The sequence below is a fragment of the Thioalkalivibrio sp. ALJ7 genome, assembly GCF_000376865.1.
In the GTDB taxonomy this organism is placed as follows: domain Bacteria; phylum Pseudomonadota; class Gammaproteobacteria; order Ectothiorhodospirales; family Ectothiorhodospiraceae; genus Thioalkalivibrio.
In genome coordinates this window covers 1-15,026 of record NZ_AQXQ01000001.1, presented here as the reverse complement: position 1 = coordinate 15,026, position 15,026 = coordinate 1, and the positions used below count along the sequence as shown (strand labels likewise).

Sequence of the window (15,026 nt, the reverse complement as noted above, 5' to 3'; positions counted from 1 at the left end):
CGGCCGGGACGAACGGTCCACAAGACCTGAACGGCCCGCCTCCTGGAACCGCTGGACCCAGCGCTGCACGGTCTTCGGATCCACGCCAACGGCGCGGGCCGTGGCCCGAAGGCTCTGGCCGTGATCCACGACCAGACGAGCCATCCGCTCTCGACCGCGGGGGCCCATTAAGGCATTTTGGTGAAGGTTCACGGGGCGTCCTCCTTGGGAATGGCTCAGTCCGCAAACTCAGCATCCTTCGGAGTCGTCCCGTGGACAACCTATTGAGAGATCACACCTAGCCACAAAAAAGCCGGCGCTAGGCCGGCTTTTGCTCCGCCCTTGATTCGGGGCAGATCTATCGAGAGGAATTCCGCGACCTCAGGCCGCTTCGTCCTCTTTCACCTCGGTGTCTTCCGGGCGGTCCACCAGCTCGACATACGCCATCGGGGCGTTGTCACCAGGACGGTTGCCGCACTTGAGGATGCGCAAGTACCCACCGGGGCGCTGCTGGTAGCGCGGGCCCAGCTCACTGAACAGCTTGCCCACGATCTCTTTGTCACGCAGGCGGGCAAAAGCAGTACGTCGGCCGTGCACGCTGTCTTCCTTCGCCAGGGTGATCAGCGGCTCGGCCACACGACGCAGTTCCTTCGCCTTGGGCAGCGTGGTCTTGATCAGCTCGTGCCGGAACAGAGCCACGGACAGGGCCTGAAACATGGCCTTGCGGTGCGAACTGTTGCGGTTCAGCTGACGGCCGGAATGACGATGACGCATGAGAGGCTTCCTCTAGAAAAACGATGGGCGCGGGGCGCCGTGATTACTCGTTGTCGTCGCGCAGACCCGGCGGCGGCCAGTTCTCGAGACGCATGCCGAGCGACAGCCCGTGGGTCGCCAGCGTGTCCTTGATCTCGGTAAGCGACTTTTTGCCCAGATTCGGGGCTCGCAGCAGCTCAACCTCGGTGCGCTGCACCAGATCACCAATGTAGTACAGGTTCTCGGCCTTCAGGCAGTTCGCCGAACGCACGGTGAGTTCGAGCTCGTCGACCGGGCGCAGCAACACCGGATCGATCGCACCACCCGCAGCACCGACGACTTCGCCCGTCTCTTCCTGAAGATCCACGAACGGGGCCAACTGGCCCTGCAGAATCGTGGCGGCCTGCCGCACGGCATCGTCAGGGGCAATCGCACCGTTGGTTTCGAGTTCCAGTACCAGGCGATCCATATCGGTCCGCTGAGCCAGGCGCGCGCTTTCAACGCGATAGGACACTCGGCGGATCGGGCTGAAGCTGGCATCCAGCAGCAGTCGACCGATCCCGGTGTCATCCCCGCCCTCGGCCTTGCGACGGGCGCTCACCGGCTCGTAGCCACGACCGGCGCGGGCCTGAAGCGTCATGTCCAGTTCCACGTTCTTGGTGATGGTCGCGATCACGTGTTCGGGGTTCACCACCTCGACATCGTGATCGACCTGAATATCACCCGCGGTCACGACACACGGACCCTTCTTCTTTAGGGTCAGGTTCGATTCATCGCGCGCATGCATGCGCAGCGCCACACCCTTCAGATTCAGCAGGATGTCGACGACGTCTTCCTGAACACCCTCGATCGTGGTGTATTCGTGCAGCACACCTTCGATGCGGGCCTCGACGATCGCCGCGCCCGGAATGGACGAAAGCAAAACACGGCGCAGGGCGTTGCCCAGCGTGTGCCCGAAGCCGCGCTCGAGCGGCTCGAGCGCAACCTTGGCCTGATTCCGGTTCTCGGCTTCGACCTCGATCTGCTGTTTCTTGACCAGTTCGTTGGACTGCATTGTGACTCCTGGCGCCGGGTCGCTGGCGACTAAAACGTACGATTACTTCGAGTACAGCTCGACGACGAGCGACTCGTTGATGTCGGCAGGCAGCTCGGAACGATCCGGAACTGCCTTGAACGTCCCCTCAAACTTGCTGGTATCGACTTCAATCCAGCTCGGGAATCCGCTCTGCTCGGCCAGGGTCATCGCGTCCTGAATACGGACCTGCTTACGGGCCTTCTCACGCACGGTAACCACGTCCGAAGGCTGCACCTGGTAGGCCGCAATATTGACCACCTGGCCGTTCACCTGGATCGCGCGGTGCGCAACCAGCTGACGGGCCTCGGAACGCGTGGAGCCGAAGCCCATGCGATAGACCACGTTATCGAGACGGCCTTCCAGCAGCTTCAACAGGTTCTCACCCGTGGAGCCCTTGCGCTGCGCGGCCTTCTTGTAATAGTTGCGGAACTGCTTCTCCAGCACGCCGTAGATACGGCGCAGCTTCTGCTTCTCGCGCAGCTGCACGGCGTAATCGGACAAACGGGTACGACGTTCGCCGTGTTGACCCGGCGGCTTGTCCAGCTTGCACTTGGTTTCCAGCGCGCGAGCGCCGCTCTTCAGGCCCAGATCGACGCCTTCGCGGCGGCTGAGCTTGCATTTCGGTCCAATGTAACGAGCCATTCTTGAACTCCAGCCTTAAACGCGGCGTTTCTTGGGCGGCCGGCAGCCGTTGTGAGGGATCGGGGTCACGTCACTGATATTCGTGATCTTGAACCCGGCATTGTTCAGCGCACGTACCGCCGACTCGCGACCCGGGCCCGGACCGCGCACCATCACGTCGAGGTTCTTCACGCCGTGCTCGGCCGCCGTCGTCCCGGCACGTTCGGCGGCAATCTGAGCCGCGAACGGGGTCGACTTGCGGGAGCCACGGAAGCCGGACCCACCCGAGGTGGCCCAGCTGATCGTGTTGCCCTGCCGATCAGTGATCGTAATGATGGTGTTGTTGAACGTGGCATACACGTGAGCCACGCCCTCGGCGATATTCTTGCGGACCTTTTTCTTGGTCCGAGTTTGCGCTTGTGCCATGTACCTGAAATCCCAGTCTGATTACTTGCGAATCGGACGCCGCGGACCCTTCCGGGTGCGAGCGTTCGTCTGCGTCTGCTGACCGCGCAGCGGGAGGCCGCGGCGGTGGCGCACGCCACGGTAGCAGCCGAGGTCCATCAGCCGCTTGATGTTCATGCTGACCTCTCGGCGCAGATCCCCTTCCACGGGAATCTTGTCGATCTGGGCGCGCAGTGCATCGACTTCGGCATCGGTCAGATCCCGCACCTTGATGTCCCGACGCACACCCGCTCCATCGCAGATCAGGCCAGCCCGAGTCGGGCCAATGCCATAGATCGCGGTCAGCGCGATTACCGTGTGCTTCTGGTCAGGAATATTGATTCCAGCGACGCGAGCCATCCAACCTCTCCATCTAAATCCGGCAAAGCCGGCTATAGTAGCAATGAATATCCGTTACGCCAAGTTCAGCCTTGACGTTGCTTGTGGCGGGCATCCGAACAGATCACCCGCACCACCCCGTTCCGCCGAATAACTTTGCAGTTCCGGCAGATCGGCTTTACAGATGCACGTACTTTCATGGTCTTTCTCCTGGTCTACCGGATCCCGGTCCCGCCGAAACCCTTCAGATTCGCTTTCTTCATCAAGCCTTCGTACTGGTGCGACACCAGGTGCGACTGCAGCTGCGCCATGAAGTCCATGACCACGATCACAATGATCAGCAGCGACGTCCCGCCAAAGTAGAAAGGCACATTCCAGTACAGGATCAGGAACTCGGGAAGCAGGCAAACCGCGGTGATGTACACCGCCCCGACCGCTGTCAACCGGGTCATGACCCCATCGATGAATCGTTCCGTTTGCACGCCCGGCCGAATCCCCGGGATGAACGCGCCCTGCTTTTTCAGATTTTCCGCTGTATCCCGCGAGTTGAATACCAGCGCGGTATAGAAGAAACAGAAAAAGATGATCGCGGCTGCATAGAACATCACGTACAGCGGCTGACCTGGCGCCAACGTCGTCGAAATCTCGCGCAGCCAATCCATTCCTTCGGCCTGGCCAAACCACTGCCCCAGGGTCGACGGGAACAGAATGATACTCGATGCGAAGATCGGCGGGATCACACCAGCCATGTTGAGCTTCAACGGCAGGTGCGACGACTGGCCACCGACCATCTTCCGCCCCACCTGGCGCTTCGCGTAATTGATCGTTACGCGACGCTGCCCGCGCTCCACGAATACCACGAAGGCCGTCACCGCCAGGGCCAGGACGATCAGGATCACCACGAACGCCGCCGCCAACTCGCCGGTGCGCGCCAGCTCCAGGGTTCCACCGATGGCGCCCGGAAGACCCGCCACGATACCGGCGAAGATGATGATCGAGATCCCGTTGCCGATGCCGCGCTCGGTAATCTGCTCACCGAGCCACATCAAGAACAGGGTCCCCGTCACCAGCGACACCACCACCGTAAAGATGAAGATGAACCCGGGATTCAACGCCATCGGCATGCCCTGAATAGTCTGCCCATTCAGCGCGATCCCAATCCCAATACTCTGGAACAACGCCAGCGCGACGGTCCCGTAGCGCGTGTACTGCGTAATCTTGCGCCGGCCTTGCTCGCCCTCCTTCTTCAGCTGTTGCAAGGCAGGTACCGTCGCCGCCAGCAACTGCATAATGATCGCCGCCGAGATATAGGGCATTACGCCCAGAGCGAAGATCGACAACCGTTCCAGCGCTCCCCCGGAGAACATGTTGAACATGTCCAGGATGGTGCCGCTTTGCTGTTCGAAGAATTGCGAAACAGCCACCGGATTGATCCCCGGCACCGGGATAAAGGTACCGATCCGGTAGACCACCAGAGCGCCCAGCACGAACAGCAAGCGTTGGCGTAACTCGGTAAAGCCGGTGAGTCCGCCACCGGAACGTGCTGTCGCTCCACGCGCCATTATTTACGCCTCAACGCTCCCGCCAGCGGCTTCAATCGCCGCCCGCGCGCCTTTGGTCACACCCACACCCTTAACGGTGCAGGCCTTCGACACTTCGCCCGAGGCGAAGATCTTGGCGCTCTGGACATCACTGCGCACCACGCCGGCGGCCTTCAGGCTTTCCAGGGTCACGTCACCGTCGACCTTGGCCAGTTCACTGAGGCGAACCTCGGCGGCATAGCGCTGCTTGCGGGAACGGAAACCCACCTTCGGCAGACGACGCTGCAAGGGCATCTGACCACCCTCGAAGCCGACCTTGGTGAAGCCGCCGGACCGCGACTTCTGGCCCTTGTGGCCACGGCCACCGGTCTTACCCAGACCCGAGCCGATACCACGGCCGCGGCGCTTCGCCGGCTTCCGGGCGCCGTCGGGGCTCGCAATCTCATTCAGTCGCATGGTTAGACTTCCTCTACCTTAAGCAGGTACGACACCTTGTTGACCATCCCCATATTCTCGGGAGTGGCCTCGATCGTCGAAGTGCTGTGGGTCTTGCGCAGCCCCAGGCCTCGCACGCACGCCTTGTGAGAGGCGATGCGGCCTGCGGTGCTGCGTACCAGGGTCAATTTCAGCTTGCTCATGGCTTAGCTCGTCACTTCGTCAACGGTCTTGCCGCGCTTGGCAGCAACCCGATCCGGCGAACTCACCGCAGTGAGCCCGTCGATGGTCGCCTGCACGACGTTAATCGGGTTGCGCGAGCCGACGCATTTGGCCAGCACGTTGCGCACGCCGGCCACTTCAAGCACGGCACGCATCGCACCCCCGGCAATAATCCCGGTACCTTCGGACGCCGGCTGCATGTACACATTCGCCGCGCCATGATGGCCATTGACTGCGTAATGCAGGGTCCCGTCGGTCAGCGAGACGTCGCGCATTTCCATGCGCGCTTGTTGCATCGCCTTCTGGATGGCCGCCGGCACTTCCCGCGCCTTGGCATAGCCATAGCCGACACGGCCTTCGCCGTCACCGACCACGGTCAATGCGGCAAACCGGAACTGGCGGCCGCCCTTGACCACCTTGGCCACGCGGTTCACGCCGATCAGTTTTTCCTGCAGGCCGTCTTGCGCTTCGCTTACATCGTTACGTGCCATTTCTTTCTCCGCTCGATCCCGTTTGACTAGAACTGCAGGCCGTTTTCACGTGCGGCGTCGGCCAAAGCCTTCACTCGCCCGTGATAACGAAAGCCCGCGCGGTCAAACGCGACCTGTTCAATGCCGGCTTTACGCGCACGTTCAGCGATCGCCTGACCCACTCGGGCAGCGGCGTCCGTGTTACCGGTCGAACCGCCGGCATTCTTCAGATCCTTCTCAACCGTCGACGCCGCGGCCAACACCGCGTCGCCGGACGGCGCAATGATCTGCGCGTACATGTGGCGCGGCGTCCGGTGGATACAGAGACGATGCACCCCCAGCTCACGGATCTTGAACCGTGCGCGACGCGCCCTCTTAAGTCTGGCCTCTTTCTTGTCCACTGGTGCCTACCTACTTCTTCTTGGCTTCTTTGCGCACAATGCGCTCGTCTTTGTACTTCACGCCCTTGCCCTTGTAGGGCTCCGGCGGGCGGAAGGCGCGAATATTCGCAGCCACCTGCCCCACCTTCTGGCGATCCGTTCCCTTGACCACGACCTCGGTCGGGGTCGGCGTCTCGACCGTGACCCCTTCCGGGATCTCGAAGTTGATCGGGTGCGAGTAGCCCAACGTCAGGTTCAGCTTCGCGCCCTGCATCTGGGCGCGATACCCAACACCGACCAGCTCCAGCGCCCGTTCGAATCCTTCACTAACGCCGTGGACGTGGTTGCCCAGCAACGCGCGAATCGTACCGGCCAGCGCCACGTTCTTCGCGTTCTCGGCGGCTTTCACACGGACCACGCCTTCCTCGACGGTGACCAGCACCGCCTCGGGGCAGGTGAGCTGAAGCTCGCCCTTCGGGCCCTTGATCTTGATCTCGCTGTCCGACTGCTCGACGGAGACGCCGTTGGGCAGCTTGATCGGCAGATTTGCAATGCGCGACATGGCTGATTCCTCAGTAAATCTTGCAGAGGACTTCGCCACCCTGGCCAGCGGCCCGGGCAGCGCGGTCACTCATGACACCCTGCGGCGTGGAAATCACCGCGACACCGAGCCCCGCGTTGATCCGCGGAAGCTCATCCTTCCCGCGGTAGATCCGCAGCCCCGGACGGGAGATCCGATCGACGGACTCGATGACCGGCCGGCCCTCGAAATATTTCAGGCGAACCACGAGCTTTTTCTGGGCCGCTTCACCCTCGACCTGGATGTCGCCCACGTAGCCCTCATCCGCGAAGACCTTAAGGATGCGCTCCTTGGCCTTGCTGTAGGGAATAGCGACCTGCTCTTTGTTCGCACGCTGCGCATTGCGCACGCGAGTGAGCATGTCGGAAATCGGATCGGTCATCATCGCTTCAAATCTCCTTACCAGCTCGCCTTGCGCAGGCCCGGAATCTCGCCCTTCATGGCGTGTTCCCGAAGCTTGTTGCGCCCGAGGCCAAACCGGCGATAGTAGCCCTTCGGCCGGCCGGTCACGCCACAGCGGTTCGTTTGCCGCACTCGCGACGAATCGCGCGGCAGTTTCTGCAGCGCATGCATGGCCGCGAGACGCTCTTCAGACGACTTGGTGTCATCCACCAGGATCGCCTTGAGTTCGGCCCGCTTGGCCGCGTACTTGTTCACCAGTCGTGCGCGCTTTTTTTCGCGCTCGAGCATCGATACCTTCGCCATGTGCGCCTACCTCTTCTACTGCCGGAACGGGAACTGGAAGGCCTCCAAAAGGGCCTTGGCTTCCGCATCCGTCTTTGCGCTGGTTGTAATCGTGATATCCATGCCGCGCAGCTTGTCGACACGGTCGTAATCGATCTCCGGGAAGATGATCTGTTCCTTGATGCCCAGGCTGTAGTTACCACGGCCGTCAAACGCCTTCGCGGAAAAACCGCGGAAGTCGCGAACGCGCGGCAGCGCCACGTTGATCAGGCGATCCAGAAACTCGTACATCTGCCGGCGGCGCAGGGTCACCTTGCAGCCGATCGGGTAATCGTCACGAATCTTAAAGCCCGCGATGGACTTGCGCGCCTTGGTGACCACCGGCTTTTGCCCGGCGATCGCCGTCATGTCGCTGACCGCGTGCTCGATCACCTTCTTGTCCGCCACGGCATCACCCAGACCCATGTTCAGGGTGACCTTGGTGATGCGCGGGATCTCCATCACGTTGGCATAGCTGAACTGCTCGCGCAGCGCCTGTTTCACGTTGGATTCGTATTTTTCTCTCAAGCGTTCCATAAACCGTCCGTCCCGCGTTATGCGTCCACGACCTCGCCGTTCGAGCGGAAGACACGCACCTTGCGGCCGTCTTCCAGGGTCTTGAACGACACGCGATCACCCTTGTCGGTTGCAGGGTTGAAGACCATCACATTGGAGATATCGATCGGCATTTCCTTCTCGATGATCCCGCCACCGACGCCCTGCTGCGGGTTCGGCTTCTGATGCTTCTTCACCATGTTGATGTTCTGGACCAGAACCTTGCCACCCAGGACCTTGATAATGGTTCCTCGACGACCCTTGTCCTTGCCAGCAATCACGACGACATCGTCGCCCTTGCGAATCTTGTTCATTCCGTCCTCACAGCACTTCCGGGGCGAGGGAGATGATCTTCATATACTTCTCCCCTCGCAGTTCACGCGTCACCGGCCCGAAGATACGGGTGCCGATCGGCTGGTGCTGGTTATTCAGCAGGACCGCGGCATTGCGGTCGAAACGGATGATCGAGCCATCCGGACGGCGCACGCCGGAGGCGGTCCGCACGACGACTGCGTCGTACACGTCGCCTTTTTTCACCTTGCCGCGCGGGATCGCGTCTTTAACGCTCACCTTGATGACGTCGCCCACACGAGCGTAACGGCGGTGCGAGCCACCCAGCACCTTGATGCACTGGATGCGTCGGGCGCCGCTGTTGTCGGCGGCCTCGAGCACGGTCTGCATTTGAATCATGACTTATCTCCTGGCGCCCAAGTCAGAGCGCGTCCTGCCCGACCACTTCGATCAGGGCAAAGCGCTTCTGCTTGGAAACCGGCCGGCATTCACGGATACGGACGCGATCGCCCATGCGCGAGACATTTTCCTCGTCATGGACGTGCAGCTTGGTGCTGCGACGAATGAACTTGCCGTACAGCGGATGGCGGACACGACGCTCCACCAGGACCGTGCGGGTCTTGTCCATCTTGTCGCTGACCACACGGCCGACGACAGATCGCTGAGTCTTGGAACCTTCTTCGGTCATCTTCTTAGCCTGCCCTTCTGCGTTCATTCATCAGCGTCTTGATCTGCGCGATCTCGCGCCGCACCTTGCCCACGCGATCCGGTCGCGCGAGCTGTCCGACGGATTTCTGCATACGGAGACCGAACTGCTCCTTGTAGAGCGCTTCCAGTTCCTGATTCAGATCGTCGTCCGACTTCTTTCTGAGTTCTTCTGCTTTCATCACATCACCTGCCGACGGGTGAAGACCGTCTTGACCGGGAGCTTGGCAGCGGCCAGACGCATGGCCTCGCGGGCCACGTCTTCATGCACGCCTTCCATTTCGTAGAGCACGCGACCGGGCTGGATCTTGCAGACCCAATACTCGACGCCGCCCTTGCCCTTACCCATACGCACTTCGAGCGGCTTCTTGGTCACCGGCACGTCCGGGAACACCCGAATCCAGATCTTCCCGCCACGCTTGATGTGACGCACCATCGCACGCCGGGCCGCCTCAATCTGACGGGCCGTGATCCGACCGCGTTCGACGGCCTGAAGGCCGTACTCGCCGAAGCTGACCTTGGCGCCGGTCGAGGCCATCCCTCGGTTCCGGCCCTTGAACTGCTTGCGGAATTTCGTTCTTTTTGGCTGCAACATGGTCTATGTCCTAGCTCGCGTTGGCCGCAGCGCGCGTCCCTTCGACCGGTTCCAGACCGAAGACTTCGCCCTTGAAGATCCACACCTTCACACCGATGATTCCGTACGTCGTACGGGCCTCGGCGAAGCCGTAGTCGATATCGGCACGCAGGGTGTGCAGCGGCACGCGGCCTTCGCGATACCACTCGGAACGCGCAATCTCGGCGCCGTTCAAGCGGCCGGACACGTGAACCTTGATGCCCTGAGCGCCAAGGCGCATGGCGTTACCGACCGCACGCTTCATGGCGCGCCGGAACATGATGCGTCGCTCCAGCTGCTGCGCGATACCTTCCGCGACCAGCTGGGCTTCAATCTCGGGCTTGCGCACTTCTTCAATGTTGATCTTGACGTTGCCCTGGTCCAAGCCGGTTTCAGTGGCCACTTCCCGGCGCAGCTTCTCGATGTCCTCGCCCTTCTTGCCAATCACGATGCCCGGACGAGCCGTATGAATCGTGATATGTGCGGCCTTGGCGGGGCGTTCGATGGCGATACGGCTGACCGACGCGTGGGCAAGCTTCTTCTGCAGAAACCCGCGCAGCTGGATGTCGTTGTTCAGCGTTTCGCCGAACTCGCGGCCATCCGCGTACCAGGTGGCCGACCACGGGCGAGAAATGCCCAGCCGGATGCCGGTTGGATGTACTTTCTGACCCATGGTTAGTTCGCTCCCTTCTCGCTAACGCCAATCACGATGTGACTGGTGCGCTTCATGATGCGGTTGCCGCGACCCTTGGCCCGCGCCTGCATGCGCTTCAAAACGGGACCCTCGTCGATCTGGATCCGCGAGATGCGGAGCTCGTCGATGTCGGCGCCGTCGTTGTTCTCGGCGTTGGCAATCGCGGACTCCAGCACCTTCTTCACGATGGCGGCCGGCTTCTTCGGGCTGAAGGTCAGCTCATTCAGAGCCTCCTCCACGCGCATACCACGAACCTGGTCGGCGACCAGCCGCGTCTTCTGCGGCGAGATGCGCGCGTAGCGCAGTTTTGCAATCGTCTCCATCGTTCGTCCTCAGCGCGACTTCTTGTTGGCGATGTGACCCTTGAAGGTCCGCGTCAACGCAAACTCGCCCAGCTTGTGGCCGACCATGTTTTCGTTGACCAGCACCGGTACATGCTGACGCCCGTTGTGTACCGCAAGGGTGAGCCCCACCATCTGCGGGATGATCATCGAGCGGCGCGACCAGGTCTTGATCGGCCGGCGATCGTTCTTCTCGCGCGCCTCTTCCACCTTCTTGCGCAGGTGGTGATCGACGAACGGGCCTTTTTTCAGTGAACGCGGCATGCTGGCACTCCGTTACTTCTTGCGCCGACGCACAATCATGCCGTCGGTACGTTTGTTGTTACGGGTCTTGTAACCCTTGGTCGGACGGCCCCACGGGGTCACCGGGTGACGCCCGAAGTTGCGTCCTTCACCACCACCATGCGGATGGTCGACCGGGTTCATGGCGGTACCGCGCACGGTTGGGCGTACACCCGTCCAGCGCTTGGCACCGGCCTTCCCGAACTTCTTGAGACTGTGTTCCGTGTTCCCCACTTCGCCGATCGTGGCGCGGCATTCGGACTGGATGCGGCGCATCTCGCCCGAGCGCAGCCGGATCGTTGCGTGGGTGCCTTCACGAGCCACGACCTGGGCCGAGGCACCGGCCGAACGCGCAATCTGAGCGCCCTTGCCCGGCTTCATTTCAATGCAGTGAATCACGGTCCCCACCGGGATCGAACGCAAGGGCATCGCGTTACCCACCCGAATGGGGGCCTGCGAACCGCTGGCGATCGAATCACCCTGCTTCAGACCGCGGGGCGCGATAATGTACCGACGTTCGCCGTCCGAGTACAGTACCAATGCCAAATGAGCACTGCGGTTCGGATCATATTCCAGGCGCTCAACCTTGCCCGGCACCGAATCCTTGTTGCGCTTGAAGTCGATAACACGGTAGCGCTGCTTGTGCCCACCGCCGATATGACGGGTGGTAATGCGACCGGAGTTGTTACGGCCGCCCGAGCGGGTCTGCTTTTCGACCAGCGCGGCGTGCGGCGCGCCCTTGTGCAGCCCTTCGCCGCGGATCTTGACCGCGTGGCGGCGCCCAGCAGACGTCGGATTGGTCTTGATAATCGCCATGGCTAGACCTGTTCTCCTTCACCCATATCGATGCTTTCGCCCTCGGCGAGCGCCACATAGGCCTTCTTCCAGTGGTTGCGACGACCGAACTGGCGACCGAAGCGCTTGTTCTTGCCCTGCTGGTTCAGCGTGCGCACCTGCTGCACACGAACCTCGAACAGCTTTTCGATCGCAGCCTTGATCTCGGCCTTGTTCGCATCCGGCAGCACGCGAAACACGTACTGACCCACTTCCCCGGCGTTGGTCGATTTCTCGGAAACCACCGGGCCTTGAATAATCTGCATCAGCCGTGAATTCATGCCAGCCACTCCTCGAGCTTGCGGATGGCGCCTTCCGTGATCACGACCGTTTCGGCCCCAACCAGGTTGGCGGGATTAACGCCGCTGACATCGATCGCGTCCACGTGCGGGATGTTGCCCAGCGCACGCGCGGTCAAGGCATCCTCTTCGGCCAGGACCACAAGGCCCCGCACCAGACCGAGCTCTTTCAGCTTGGCCACACCGTCACGGGTCTTGCCGGATTCAACCGCAAACCCCGCCACCACCTTGAGGCGGTCCTGACGCACCAGCTCAGAAAGGATCGAGGCCATCGCGGCGCGATACATCTTCTTATTGAGCTTCTGCGAAAAGTCCTGGGTGCGCGAAGCGAACACCTTGCCGCCCCCGGTCCACAGCGGGCTGCGAATAGTGCCGGCGCGGGCGCGGCCCGTACCCTTCTGACGGAACGGCTTGATGCCGCCGCCACTCACCTGGGCACGGGTCTTCTGGGCGCGCGTGCCACTACGGGCACCGGCGAGCTGAGCGACCACGCTCTGATGCACCAGGGATTCGTTGAAATCCCGCTCGAAGCAGGCCGGCGACAGCTCGACGCTGGCCCCGGTATCGGCAGTCGTTACTTGCATTGTCTTAACCCTTCGCCTTCACGGCCGGACGGATCATCACGTCGGTACTCGGCGCGCCCGGCACGGCACCCTGAACCAGGACCAGGCTGCGATCGGCGTCGACGCGCACCACCTTCAGATTCTGAATGGTCTTGCGCTCGGCACCCATGTGGCCGGCCATCTTCTTGCCCTTGAACACACGACCGGGGCTCTGGTTCTGCCCGATGGAGCCCGGAGCGCGGTGCGACAACGAGTTGCCATGGGTCGCGTCCTGGGTGCTGAAGTTGTGACGCTTCACCGCACCCTGGAACCCCTTACCCTTGCTCTGCGAGGTCACGTCGACGGTCTGGCCTTCTTCGAAGCGGTCGACGGTGATCGCATCACCGGCGGCCAACCCTTCGAGATCGGCTTCCTCCACGCGGAATTCCCACAGCCCGCGACCCGGCTCCACCGACGCCGCAGCGAAGTGGCCGGCTTCCGGCTTGCTTACCCGGGACGGCTTGCGCGAGCCCGCCGTCACCTGGACCGCGTTGTAGCCGTCGCCTTCGGTGCGCTTGATCTGGACCACGCGATTGTTGTCCACCTGCAGCACCGTGACCGGCACGGAGACGCCATCGTCCGTAAAGACGCGCGACATGCCGAGCTTGCGACCGATGAGTCCAAGAGCCATTACAAAACCCCTTCCGTATCAGACGGCGCTTAAGAGCGCCCTAAAGCCGTGGCCCGGCGAAGATTCCGCCGGGCCACGGAAAGCCCAATAGTATGGCAGAAAATTTAACGTTAGTTAAGCCTGATCTGAACATTGACGCCTGCGGCCAGATCGAGCTTCATCAGGGCATCCACGGTCTTGTCGGTCGGATCGAGGATATCCATCAGGCGCTTGTGCGTACGCAGCTCGTACTGGTCTCGCGCGTCTTTGTTGACGTGCGGAGAAATCAGGACGGTGTACGCCTCGCGCTTGGTCGGCAGCGGGATCGGGCCCTTGACTCGGGCACCGGTCCGCTTGGCGGTCTCGACGATCTCGGCCGCGGAGCGGTCGATCAGTCGATGATCAAAGGCTTTGAGACGAATTCGAATGCGCTGGTTAGCCATCTGGTTCACTCAATAATCTTGGAGACGACGCCGGCGCCGACGGTGCGGCCGCCTTCGCGGATCGCAAAGCGCAGACCGTCTTCCATCGCGATCGGGTTGATCAGGGACACCGTCATCTTCACGTTGTCACCCGGCATCACCATCTCGGTACCTTCCGGCAGCTCCACCGATCCCGTCACGTCCGTCGTGCGGAAGTAGAACTGCGGACGGTAGCCGTTGAAAAACGGCGTATGACGGCCGCCTTCTTCCTTGCCCAGGATGTACACCTCGGCTTCGAAATGCGTGTGCGGCGTGATCGAACCCGGCTTGCACAGCACCTGACCACGCTGCACGTCGTCGCGCTTGGTACCACGCAGCAGGATGCCCACGTTGTCGCCCGCTTCGCCCTGGTCCAGCAGCTTGCGGAACATCTCCACACCGGTGACCGTGGTCTTCTGGGTATCGCGAATGCCGACAATCTCGATCTCTTCGCCCACCTTCACCACACCGCGCTCGATACGACCGGTCACCACCGTGCCGCGACCCGAAATCGAGAACACGTCTTCCACCGGCATCAGGAAGGCGCCGTCCACGGCACGCTCCGGCTCCGGAATCCAGGTGTCCATCGCCTCGACCAGCTTGTAGATCGCCGGGGCGCCCACTTCGCTCTCGTCACCTTCCAGCGCCTTCAGCGCCGAACCAGTGATCACCGGGGTGTCGTCACCCGGGAAGTCGTACGAGGACAGCAGGTCGCGCACTTCCATCTCGACCAGCTCCAGCAGCTCCGGATCATCGACCATGTCGGCCTTGTTCAGGAACACCACGATGTACGGCACACCCACCTGACGCGCCAGCAGAATGTGCTCGCGGGTCTGCGGCATCGGGCCATCGGCCGCCGACACCACCAGGATCGCGCCATCCATCTGCGCCGCACCCGTGATCATGTTCTTCACATAGTCCGCGTGCCCAGGGCAGTCGACGTGCGCGTAATGACGAATATCCGACTCGTATTCCACGTGCGCGGTCGCAATCGTGATCCCACGCGCCTTCTCTTCCGGCGCATTGTCAATCTGATCAAACGCCCGGGCTTCACTTCCGTACTTCTTGCCCAGCACCGTCGTCATCGCCGCCGTCAGCGTCGTTTTCCCATGGTCCACATGACCAATCGTTCCCACATTCACATGCGGCTTCTTACGCTCGAACTTTTCCTTGGACA

General features: G+C 61.8%; 30 protein-coding genes. All 30 read right to left on the bottom strand.

Translation table 11 applies throughout. The features are described 5' to 3' along the window. Positions 1-192, bottom strand: a 192-nt coding sequence (locus D002_RS13900) for a helix-turn-helix domain-containing protein (RefSeq protein WP_155996069.1), incomplete at its 3' end; no start/stop codon positions are given. A gap of 168 nt (positions 193-360) precedes the next feature. Beyond that, entirely contained in the window at positions 361-753 is a 393-nt protein-coding gene (gene rplQ / locus D002_RS0100140) for a 50S ribosomal protein L17 (protein ID WP_018139894.1), read from the bottom strand. Positions 754-796: 43 nt separating this feature from the next. Continuing rightward, positions 797-1,786 carry a DNA-directed RNA polymerase subunit alpha gene (locus tag D002_RS0100135; RefSeq protein ID WP_018139893.1) on the bottom strand — a complete coding sequence of 330 codons (990 nt, stop codon included), beginning with the start codon at positions 1,784-1,786 and terminating at the stop codon, positions 797-799. Between the two features lie 42 nt (positions 1,787-1,828). Continuing rightward, a complete protein-coding gene (gene rpsD, locus D002_RS0100130) occupies positions 1,829-2,449 on the bottom strand; it encodes a 30S ribosomal protein S4 (protein WP_018139892.1) in 621 nt (206 codons plus the stop codon). A 15-nt stretch (positions 2,450-2,464) separates the two neighbouring features. After that, on the bottom strand, positions 2,465-2,854 hold the full coding sequence (gene rpsK, locus D002_RS0100125) for a 30S ribosomal protein S11 (protein WP_017941093.1): 390 nt from the start codon (positions 2,852-2,854) through the stop codon (positions 2,465-2,467). Positions 2,855-2,875: 21 nt separating this feature from the next. Continuing rightward, a complete protein-coding gene (rpsM, locus tag D002_RS0100120) occupies positions 2,876-3,232 on the bottom strand; it encodes a 30S ribosomal protein S13 (RefSeq protein ID WP_018139891.1) in 357 nt (118 codons plus the stop codon). Positions 3,233-3,297: 65 nt separating this feature from the next. Beyond that, positions 3,298-3,411: a 50S ribosomal protein L36 gene (gene rpmJ, locus D002_RS13185; protein WP_018881305.1), complete on the bottom strand. Its 114-nt coding sequence runs from the start codon at positions 3,409-3,411 to the stop codon at positions 3,298-3,300. A gap of 15 nt (positions 3,412-3,426) precedes the next feature. Beyond that, positions 3,427-4,773: a preprotein translocase subunit SecY gene (secY, locus tag D002_RS0100115; protein WP_018139890.1), complete on the bottom strand. Its 1,347-nt coding sequence runs from the start codon at positions 4,771-4,773 to the stop codon at positions 3,427-3,429. Positions 4,774-4,776: 3 nt separating this feature from the next. Next, entirely contained in the window at positions 4,777-5,208 is a 432-nt protein-coding gene (gene rplO, locus D002_RS0100110; protein ID WP_018139889.1) for a 50S ribosomal protein L15, read from the bottom strand. Between the two features lie 2 nt (positions 5,209-5,210). After that, entirely contained in the window at positions 5,211-5,390 is a 180-nt protein-coding gene (gene rpmD, locus D002_RS0100105; protein ID WP_018139888.1) for a 50S ribosomal protein L30, read from the bottom strand. Between the two features lie 3 nt (positions 5,391-5,393). After that, positions 5,394-5,900 carry a 30S ribosomal protein S5 gene (rpsE, locus tag D002_RS0100100; protein WP_018139887.1) on the bottom strand — a complete coding sequence of 169 codons (507 nt, stop codon included), beginning with the start codon at positions 5,898-5,900 and terminating at the stop codon, positions 5,394-5,396. Positions 5,901-5,926: 26 nt separating this feature from the next. Then, a complete protein-coding gene (rplR, locus tag D002_RS0100095; RefSeq protein WP_018139886.1) occupies positions 5,927-6,280 on the bottom strand; it encodes a 50S ribosomal protein L18 in 354 nt (117 codons plus the stop codon). Positions 6,281-6,290: 10 nt separating this feature from the next. Further along, a complete protein-coding gene (gene rplF, locus D002_RS0100090; protein ID WP_018139885.1) occupies positions 6,291-6,821 on the bottom strand; it encodes a 50S ribosomal protein L6 in 531 nt (176 codons plus the stop codon). Between the two features lie 10 nt (positions 6,822-6,831). Beyond that, entirely contained in the window at positions 6,832-7,224 is a 393-nt protein-coding gene (gene rpsH / locus D002_RS0100085) for a 30S ribosomal protein S8 (protein WP_018139884.1), read from the bottom strand. A 14-nt stretch (positions 7,225-7,238) separates the two neighbouring features. Next, positions 7,239-7,544: a 30S ribosomal protein S14 gene (gene rpsN, locus D002_RS0100080; RefSeq protein ID WP_018139883.1), complete on the bottom strand. Its 306-nt coding sequence runs from the start codon at positions 7,542-7,544 to the stop codon at positions 7,239-7,241. Positions 7,545-7,559: 15 nt separating this feature from the next. Then, a complete protein-coding gene (gene rplE, locus D002_RS0100075) occupies positions 7,560-8,099 on the bottom strand; it encodes a 50S ribosomal protein L5 (RefSeq protein ID WP_018139882.1) in 540 nt (179 codons plus the stop codon). A 17-nt stretch (positions 8,100-8,116) separates the two neighbouring features. Continuing rightward, on the bottom strand, positions 8,117-8,431 hold the full coding sequence (gene rplX, locus D002_RS0100070; protein ID WP_018139881.1) for a 50S ribosomal protein L24: 315 nt from the start codon (positions 8,429-8,431) through the stop codon (positions 8,117-8,119). A 7-nt stretch (positions 8,432-8,438) separates the two neighbouring features. After that, on the bottom strand, positions 8,439-8,807 hold the full coding sequence (rplN, locus tag D002_RS0100065) for a 50S ribosomal protein L14 (protein WP_017941081.1): 369 nt from the start codon (positions 8,805-8,807) through the stop codon (positions 8,439-8,441). Positions 8,808-8,829: 22 nt separating this feature from the next. Continuing rightward, positions 8,830-9,096, bottom strand: a complete 267-nt coding sequence (rpsQ, locus tag D002_RS0100060) for a 30S ribosomal protein S17 (protein ID WP_018139880.1) — start codon at positions 9,094-9,096, stop codon at positions 8,830-8,832. A gap of 4 nt (positions 9,097-9,100) precedes the next feature. Then, positions 9,101-9,295: a 50S ribosomal protein L29 gene (rpmC, locus tag D002_RS0100055; protein WP_018139879.1), complete on the bottom strand. Its 195-nt coding sequence runs from the start codon at positions 9,293-9,295 to the stop codon at positions 9,101-9,103. Next, positions 9,295-9,708, bottom strand: coding sequence for a 50S ribosomal protein L16 (gene rplP, locus D002_RS0100050; protein WP_017941078.1), 414 nt, complete (start codon positions 9,706-9,708; stop codon positions 9,295-9,297). The genes rpmC and rplP overlap by 1 nt, the downstream gene beginning before the upstream one ends. 10 nt (positions 9,709-9,718) lie before the next feature. After that, on the bottom strand, positions 9,719-10,399 hold the full coding sequence (gene rpsC, locus D002_RS0100045) for a 30S ribosomal protein S3 (RefSeq protein ID WP_018139878.1): 681 nt from the start codon (positions 10,397-10,399) through the stop codon (positions 9,719-9,721). A gap of 2 nt (positions 10,400-10,401) precedes the next feature. Continuing rightward, positions 10,402-10,743, bottom strand: coding sequence for a 50S ribosomal protein L22 (gene rplV / locus D002_RS0100040; RefSeq protein ID WP_018139877.1), 342 nt, complete (start codon positions 10,741-10,743; stop codon positions 10,402-10,404). A gap of 9 nt (positions 10,744-10,752) precedes the next feature. Next, positions 10,753-11,025, bottom strand: a complete 273-nt coding sequence (gene rpsS / locus D002_RS0100035; RefSeq protein ID WP_018139876.1) for a 30S ribosomal protein S19 — start codon at positions 11,023-11,025, stop codon at positions 10,753-10,755. 12 nt (positions 11,026-11,037) lie between these two features. Continuing rightward, a complete protein-coding gene (rplB, locus tag D002_RS0100030; RefSeq protein ID WP_018139875.1) occupies positions 11,038-11,859 on the bottom strand; it encodes a 50S ribosomal protein L2 in 822 nt (273 codons plus the stop codon). Between the two features lie 2 nt (positions 11,860-11,861). After that, on the bottom strand, positions 11,862-12,158 hold the full coding sequence (rplW, locus tag D002_RS0100025) for a 50S ribosomal protein L23 (RefSeq protein ID WP_018139874.1): 297 nt from the start codon (positions 12,156-12,158) through the stop codon (positions 11,862-11,864). Beyond that, positions 12,155-12,760, bottom strand: a complete 606-nt coding sequence (gene rplD, locus D002_RS0100020; RefSeq protein WP_018139873.1) for a 50S ribosomal protein L4 — start codon at positions 12,758-12,760, stop codon at positions 12,155-12,157. The genes rplW and rplD overlap by 4 nt, the downstream gene beginning before the upstream one ends. 4 nt (positions 12,761-12,764) lie before the next feature. Further along, positions 12,765-13,409 carry a 50S ribosomal protein L3 gene (gene rplC / locus D002_RS0100015; protein WP_018139872.1) on the bottom strand — a complete coding sequence of 215 codons (645 nt, stop codon included), beginning with the start codon at positions 13,407-13,409 and terminating at the stop codon, positions 12,765-12,767. 110 nt (positions 13,410-13,519) lie between these two features. Continuing rightward, positions 13,520-13,831, bottom strand: a complete 312-nt coding sequence (gene rpsJ, locus D002_RS0100010) for a 30S ribosomal protein S10 (RefSeq protein ID WP_018139871.1) — start codon at positions 13,829-13,831, stop codon at positions 13,520-13,522. A 5-nt stretch (positions 13,832-13,836) separates the two neighbouring features. Further along, positions 13,837-15,026 (bottom strand): elongation factor Tu (tuf, locus tag D002_RS0100005; protein WP_018139870.1); only part of this gene is annotated, 1,190 nt, incomplete at its 5' end.